Annotated in this window: 7 protein-coding genes; 5 read left to right on the forward strand and 2 right to left on the reverse strand. The window is 60.2% G+C overall.

Features of this window, described 5'->3' with window-relative positions; all coding sequences use genetic code 11:
• Window positions 1-459: 459 nt before the first annotated feature.
• Entirely contained in the window at window positions 460-729 is a 270-nt protein-coding gene (locus NJLHNGOC_RS15655; RefSeq protein WP_133258703.1) for a hypothetical protein, read from the reverse strand.
• On the opposite strand from NJLHNGOC_RS15655, the gene gluP reads away from it, so the two are divergent.
• Genes gluP through nagA form a run of 5 tightly spaced genes read left to right on the forward strand, consistent with a single transcriptional unit; the run spans window position 729 to window position 6,208 of the window.
• The gene (gluP, locus tag NJLHNGOC_RS07725) at window positions 729-2,039 is read left to right on the forward strand and encodes a glucose/galactose MFS transporter (RefSeq protein ID WP_113595850.1); all 1,311 of its coding nucleotides are present in this window, start codon (window positions 729-731) and stop codon (window positions 2,037-2,039) included. The two genes, NJLHNGOC_RS15655 and gluP, sit on opposite strands and share 1 nt — an antisense overlap.
• The gene (locus tag NJLHNGOC_RS07730) at window positions 2,039-3,238 is read left to right on the forward strand and encodes a hypothetical protein (RefSeq protein WP_113595851.1); all 1,200 of its coding nucleotides are present in this window, start codon (window positions 2,039-2,041) and stop codon (window positions 3,236-3,238) included. Before gluP ends, NJLHNGOC_RS07730 begins: the two co-directional genes overlap by 1 nt.
• Window positions 3,239-3,266: 28 nt before the next feature.
• Window positions 3,267-4,058: a glucosamine-6-phosphate deaminase gene (gene nagB, locus NJLHNGOC_RS07735; protein WP_113595884.1), complete on the forward strand. Its 792-nt coding sequence runs from the start codon at window positions 3,267-3,269 to the stop codon at window positions 4,056-4,058.
• 46 nt (window positions 4,059-4,104) lie between these two features.
• Entirely contained in the window at window positions 4,105-5,055 is a 951-nt protein-coding gene (locus tag NJLHNGOC_RS07740; protein WP_113595852.1) for an N-acetylglucosamine kinase, read from the forward strand.
• A 49-nt stretch (window positions 5,056-5,104) separates the two neighbouring features.
• Window positions 5,105-6,208, forward strand: a complete 1,104-nt coding sequence (gene nagA, locus NJLHNGOC_RS07745; protein ID WP_113595853.1) for an N-acetylglucosamine-6-phosphate deacetylase — start codon at window positions 5,105-5,107, stop codon at window positions 6,206-6,208.
• A 54-nt stretch (window positions 6,209-6,262) separates the two neighbouring features.
• On the opposite strand, the gene NJLHNGOC_RS15660 is transcribed toward nagA, so the two are convergent.
• Complete coding sequence (locus NJLHNGOC_RS15660; protein WP_133258704.1) at window positions 6,263-7,345, reverse strand: hypothetical protein; 1,083 nt, start codon at window positions 7,343-7,345, stop codon at window positions 6,263-6,265.
• Window positions 7,346-7,548: the final 203 nt, after the last annotated feature.

Genomic DNA, 7,548 nt, shown 5'->3' on the forward strand with positions numbered 1-7,548 from the left:
CTTTTCCGGTCGAGGAATGGATCGCGCGCAGGTAATTGGACCCACAATGCTCGGCAGGGTGCCGCTTTCAGTGCCTGCGGGGCTGTCGCCATCGCGATGCAGTGATCCGTCCGTTCCTTGCGCAAGAAGTGAAATTTCATGCATGAGTGTGAAATTAAACAAATTAAAACAATAAGTTGTGCGATTACCTTTCCCGCATTTCAGCATTTTCATCGCAAGGCAGTCGAAAGGCATGCTTCGTCCGTACTTTGTTTTTGTGCCTGAACTATCATTGGGTGGTTTCCGAACTATTGCGTCCACCTGGATTGCCCGGCATTATCCGTTAACAGAAGAAAACGTTTGTTTCGTCACTTTAATGACATCATGCAGGGCATCGCGTTCATGAACGTTTCGTCTCGTCATCAATCCTTCTGTTTCCGGGCGTATATGGCGGCTGTTCCTGCTGGCGGAAAAATGTGGTCATGACGCGCATTGGAAATGCGTGCGCCGCGTTGTGTTCTGCTGTCGTTCATATTCGCGCAGACAGATGATCAGAGTGTCGTCAATAGTGCAACAGCATTGCGCGTATCGGCATTCGCCGCAACCTGCGGTCAGATTTTTTGATGCCAGTCCTGCTGGTGGCATGTCTGCCGTCAGGGATTCTGTTTCGGTCGGTTTCTGATCATTGCCTGCCATCGGGGCCGTGTCTTTAGGGGCATCGTCACGATTGCCGGGCCAGGGAGGTTCCATTGTCCGCACCGTATCCTGAAAGTCCTGCCGGAACATATGGGTGGCGGCCCATCGTCATTATTGCCAGCCTGTTTTTCATTATCGGCTTCGTGACGTGGCTCAATGGTCCCCTGATTACCTTTGTTCAGGTGGCGTTTGACCTCAGCACCGTCAGCGCATTCCTTGTCCCCATGTGTTTTTACTTTTCCTATCTGCTGTTTCCCGTGCCTGCGACCATGCTGGCGCAGCGGACGGGATTGCGGGGCGGTCTGGTCATCGCGCTGGTGATCCTGTCTGCCGGGATCGCGATCTTTGGCGAATGCGTCAGCGTGCGATGGTATCCGGGGGCGTTGGGGGGGCTGTTCGTCATCGGGGCGGGGCTGTCGCTGCTGCAGGTCACGATCAATCCCTATGTGACGCTTCTCGGGCCGCCGCAAAAGGCGGCACAGCGCATTGCCATCATGGGGGTGGCGAATAAGCTTGCGGGTATTGTGGCCCCGATTGTCCTTGCCCTGCTGGTCATGCGCAACATCAATGATATCGCGCTCAGGGTAAAGGCCGCGCCGGATGCCGGTGCCCGCGATCGCATCCTGGATCAGTTCGCCCATGCGGTGCAGGCGCCCTATCTGGTCATGGCGCTCATCCTGCTGGTAACCGCTGTCGGGCTGGCACGCTCGTCACTGCCGGAAATAGATATTTCCACGCCTGAGGACGAGGATGTGGCGGCAGAGGAAAAAGACCCGAAACGCGGTGGCCCGGCATATCTGTGGTTCGGCGTGGCGTGCATGTTCCTTTATGTCGGGACGGAAGTCATGGCGGGCGACGCCATTGGCGCATATGGCGCAAGCCTCGGCCTTCCGCTTGACCAGACGAAGTTCTTCACCTCGCTGACCCTCGCGGCGATGATGTGTGGCTATATACTGGGCATGTTCCTGGTGCCGCGTGTCTTTTCGCAGGAACGTTATCTCGGGCTGTCGGCAGGGTGCGGGCTGGTGCTGTGCGCGCTGACATGGCTGACGCATGGCTATGTTTCGGTCATGTGCGTTGCCCTGTTCGGTTTTGCCAACGCCATGATTCTTCCCGCCCTCTTTCCCATCGTCATCCGCGAAGTGAAGGAACGCAGCGCCCAGGCGACGGCGATGCTGGTCATGGCATTTTCGGGCGGGGCGGTGCTGCCGCAGATATTCGTGCAGACCATGCCGTTTCTGGGCGTGCAGAACGCCTTTGTCGCGCTGATGGCGCCATCCTACGGCCTGATAATACTGTATGACATCCTGATCCAGCGTCGGGGCCGGTCGCGTCCGGCGCCGGTGATGATGGTCGAAAGCTGATGTCCTATCGCGGCCTGTACATATATCCCTGGGATATCGCGGATCAGGAAGACCTGCCCGGCTTTGCCACGGACATGCAGGCAATCGGGATCAATACGCTGTGCGTTGCCTCGGCCTATCATGCGGGAAAGTTCCTGCGTCCTCATGGCCGGGGGGGAAAGGTGTTCTTTCCCCAGGACGGGGCGGTCTATCTTCCTACACGGCCCGAGACATACGGAACGATCCGCCCCATCATGGCGGAACAGGGCCTCGGCGTCGATGCGATGCAGGTCCTGCGTGCGCATGGGCTGAGCCTGTCGGCGTGGACCGTGCTTTTTCATAACACCGCGCTTGGCGCGCGCTATCCGCAATTTGCCTGTCACAATGCGTTTGGTGACTGTTATCCCTACAGCCTGTGCCCGTCCCACCGGGAGGTCCGCGCCTATGGGATATCGCTGTGCCGCGATATCGCCGCGCATCCACATATTGACGACCTTGTTATCGAGACCTCCGGATGGCAGCCGTTCCATCACGGTTTCCATCATGAAATGAGCCTCCTGTCGCCCAATCCATGGTCCGATACCCTTCTGGGCCTGTGTTTCTGTGGGGCATGCGTCGCGGGCGCAACAGGGGCGGGGATTGGCGCATGCGGCGTGCGACAGCGTGTGCGGGAGCATCTATCGGCCTATTTCGCGCGTCGTGGCGATGGCACGGCGGCCGCAGGCCATGACCGCCTGATGCATGCCGTGCTGTTTGATGATGACCTGCGGGCGTTCCTGCGCTGGCGCTGTGGGCAGGTGACCTCCCTTGTGGCGGAAATCCGTCAGGCCATTTCACCTGATGTCAGCGTGCATGTCATTCCTTCGGTCCAGGCCAGTCCCGTTCAGGCATGGGTGGAGGGCACCGACCTTGCCGCGCTGGCGGGGGCATGTGACGGGCTGGAGGTATGTCTGTATGGCGCCGACACGCGCGCCCTGCTGTCGCGGTTCGAGGATGTGCATGACATCATGCCGGATCAGGCCTCCCTTCGCGCTGTCCTGCGCCCCGCCGCGTGCGATTTCAGCGACGCCGCGTCATTCTGCGCCCAGGTCGATGCGCTGGCGCAGCATGGCGTGCGCGATTTCGCCTTTTACAATTTCGGTCATCTGCGCCGGGAAAACATCAACTGGATAGGTCAGGCACTCGGTGACCTGCCCGCCCCGACAGGGCGGGCATCGTGACACCGATGCGCCGAAACTGGAGAATATCATGAAGGTTGTCATCTGTCCGACCGCCGAACATACAACCGCGTTGACGGCGCGTGTCATTGAACAGGCCCTGCGCCAGAAGCCGGATATCGTCCTGGGCCTTGCGACCGGCCGCACGATGGAGGCGGTGTATGCCCATCTTGTCACCTCCCACAGGCAGGCAGGACTGGATTTCGGGCGGTGCCGGACATTCAACCTTGACGAATATGCCGGCATTGCCCCGTCTTCGGCCCGTTCCTATCGCACCTATATGGATGAACACCTGTTTTCGCGGGTCAACATCTCCCGCCGCGCGACCCATGTCCCCGATGGAAGCGCCGATGACATCGTGGCGCAGTGCGCGGAATACGAAGATGCGATCCGCGCCAGCGGTGGCGTGGGGCTTCAGCTTCTTGGGCTGGGGGAAAATGGTCATATCGGGTTTAACGAACCTTTTTCCGCCTTTACGTCGCGGACGCGGCTCGTGACCCTTGATCCTGCCACGCGACAGCAGAATGTCGGCATGTTTGATGATGACCTGACGCAGGTTCCCTATCACGCCATTACGATGGGAATTGCGACGATCCTCGATGCCCGTCGCACGGTCATGGTCGTGAACGGAAAGGCCAAGGCCGAAATGCTGGCACGCGTGATCGAGGGACCGATGACCGCCAGCATCAGTGCCACCGCCCTGCAGATGCATGCCGACTGCCTGATCATCGCGGACGAGGCCGCGGCGGGCGCGCTTTCGCGGCGTGCGTATATCGCGCACCTGATGCAGCATGACCCCGAACTCAGGGCGCTTTTGTCCTGAGGCGGATGGCGGGGCAGGCTTGTATTGCCGGGGACAGGATAACGTTATGAACGATGCAATTCTGGCGGTGGATGGCGGGGGAACGCGGACCCGGGCCGTCGTTGTCGCGCGCGACGGCCATGTCATCGAACGCCGCCATGCGGGCGGCAGCAATCCTTATGACAAGGCGGACTGGGCGGAAACGCTGGGCGGGCTTCTGCGTGGCATCGGGCCGTGTCCCCTGCGGGCGGCGACGGTCGGCCTTGCGGGATACAGCGCGTTGCGGCCGTCGTCGCGCATGCAGGAAGAGGTCATTCGTCAGGCCCTTGGCCCGGATGTGGCGATCATGACGTGTTCGGACGTGGAAATTGCCTGTATCGGCGCATTCGCCGATGGGCCGGGCATTCTGGCGCTGGCGGGCACCGGGTCGGTGATATGGGCCGATGACCATCAGCATCCGCCGCTGCGGGTCGGTGGCTGGGGCTTCATGCTTGGTGACGAGGGAAGCGGATACTGGATCGGGCGCATCGCGCTGGGCCGGGTGGTTTATTTCCTCGATACCCGCCATCCGGACGGAGCGGCGTTCGCGCGCAGCATACTGCAGGCGATGGACCTGCCGGACGATCCTGATGTCGCGGGGGAGGCGCTGCTGGAATGGCAGCGGATACAGGCGCATCCCCGCTCGGCGATTGCGTCGCTGGCGCATGTGGTTGACCGTCTGGCGGATGAAGGCTGCGTGGAGGCCAGGCGCATTCTGGTGCGTGCGGCGCGTTTCCTGTCGTCACAGGTCAGGACCGCGCGCGCGCGCCTCAAACACCCTCTGCCATGGAGCCATAGCGGCAGCGTGTTCCACAGCCGCACTGTGGTCGGGGCCGTGACGCGCTTTCTGGACGAGGCCCCGCAGCCGCCGCAGTTTTCGGCCATCGGTGGCGCCGCCATGCGGGCCGCCCGGCTTGCGGGATGGGAGATCGGCCCTTCGTGGCTGGCGCGGCTTCGTCAGGGCCTGTCGTGTGACTGACGGGGATGTGATATGAGTGGCAGACGGGATTCATGATCGGACGTAACCTATGAACATCAGTGGTCAGCTTGTCCTTGAGGATCGGATTGTCAGCGCGTCGATGTCCTTTGACGCGATGATCGGCGAAATCACGCCGCAGGCCGATATGCCGGAACGCTATATCCTGCCGGGGTTCATTGACGGTCATGTCCATGGCGGCGATGGCGCGGATACGATGGACGGGGTGGATGCCATTCACCGGCTGTCACGCTTTCACCTCTCCCACGGCACAACAACCATCCTGCCGACCACCATTACGCGCCCGTGGGCCGATGTGATGGACGCCCTGCATGCCGTGGCGGAGGTCTGGCGCACCGGAATCCCTGACGGTCCGCAGGTCCATGGCGCGCATCTGGAGGGACCGTTCGTCAGTCCCCACCGTCTGGGCGCGCAGCCGCCGTTCGCCATTGCCCCGGACCCGTTCCATGTGGAGCAGGCCCTTTCCACCGGCGTGGTGCGGGTTGTCACCCTTGCCCCCGAACTGGAACATGCCGAAACCGCCATGGAGGCGTTCGCCGGGGCGGGCGTACGGGTAAGCCTGGGACATACCGTGACGGATTACGAGGGCGCAGAACGCGCGATCTGTCGCATCTGTGCCGCGGGGGGCGTGGCGGGCGCGACCCATCTGTTCAACGCCATGGCCCCGATCGAAAGCCGCAGGCCCGGCCCGGTGACCGCCCTGATGTGCAGTGACGTCGCCTATGCCGAGATGATTTTTGACACCCATCACGTCCATCCCGCGACGTTCCGGCTGGCGCACCGCGTCATGGGATCGCGGCTGCTTTTCGTAACCGACGCCATGCGGGGCACTGGCGGAGGCGACGGGATCAGCCAGTTGGGTGGGCAGACCGTGCATATCCATAACGGGGTCGCGCGTCTGGATAACGGGTCGCTTGCGGGCAGTGTGCTGACGCTTGACGTGGCGTTGCGCAATGCGGTGGATGCAGGCATGTCCCTGACCGACGCTGCATCGCTGGTCAGTACGAACCCCGCCCGTTATCTGGGGCTGGAGGACCGGGGCACCCTGGCGTCAGGGCGGCGTGCCGATTTCGTGGTCATGAACAATGCCCTGCAGATCGAGGAAGTCTGGGTCGGGGGAAAGCGCCTGCGCTGACCGTTGCGCTCATATATTCATGTCCGCAAGCCACATCGCAGCAGGCTTCATCTTCTATTTCAAAGGATAAGGCCTGAGCTTTGCGTGCCGCGCAGTATCAAGCGCGACGCTGTCCGCCTTCAGGACATTGATTGCGGTCTGGTGCAGGCGGTCGATCGAAATGGTGTGGAGGGTAGCCACGGAAGTCAGGCCAAGCCGGTTCATTAAGATTGTCAGTACGCGCTTGTCGGCATAGCTGTGCGGATCGCTGGGATCGTCGCCCTGATTGTTGGCGAAAGCGTCGAGCACGCGATCCCTGGTAGTGTCAGCATAGATGATCTCAACGAGCTTGGCGCGATATTCAAGCTGCCATGAGGGCATGTCTCCAAAACGCTTTTTATCCGAATAGTGCTGGCTCTCGTGGGCGAGGAAGTTTACCCGGAAATTCTCATCGGTCAGGCTCTTGTAACTCGGGACGATCACGAAAAGACCCTCGGTAGTGGTCCAGCCTCCGGTTCCGGTACGGTTACACGTCAAATAGCTACTCCAGCCGCGACTTATGAAGCCGTCGAGATAGTTGACATGTGTCGCATTGCTGCCTTCGGGCAAGGGAACCTGCTCGATTTTCTGTGTGTTACGGCTCCAGATCATTAAATCATGAAGAACACCTGTCCGCCCTTCCAGAGAAAAGAGACCGTAGGACGTCAGGCGGGCGGCAATCAACGGTTCAGCTTCTGCGATATTACTGACGGGATGGCCGAGGAGCTTTGCCAGACCGTCAATGAGTGCCCTTTCTGCTGCCGGACGGCTGTCATTATTGAGTGCGCTTGTGCGCCAGTAGGTGCGATACAGTTGCAGAAGATTACGCGTAAAGACATTCACATCAGGAGTGTCTGATGTAACTGGCAATGGACCTGTAGCGTTCAGGCGCGACAAGGCACATTCACGAAAGTAACGATCTTTGGTGTCAAGTTCCATCGGTGAGATGGATTTCAGCGTGGCCTGTGCGTCACGTCCCTGTGCACGCAGGATGGCACCCATTGCCAGACGGAATTCCTGTTTTGCTGCCGGTGTGGTTGTGGTCGTCGTCGCGATCGGAATGATGGCAGAAGCGGCGAGTAAAAAAGCAGGGACATTAGTGGGCATCAATTTACTCACGTTCAGTAATTTTCTGTCTCCTATCAACATTGCATCGTATCGTCTTGAATGGATTTGACCTTTCACTCAGGGGGAAATAACCCGACGTCACCCTGACTGTTCGGCATAAATGCGCCAGATCTGCGAAGCCGCAACTGTCAGCAATCGCCGCTAGGCTCAGGACCCATTGATATGAGTGTCAGGATGTGATTCAGGCTCGTTGA

The sequence above is a fragment of the Novacetimonas cocois genome (assembly GCF_003311635.1).
Classification (GTDB): domain Bacteria; phylum Pseudomonadota; class Alphaproteobacteria; order Acetobacterales; family Acetobacteraceae; genus Novacetimonas; species Novacetimonas cocois.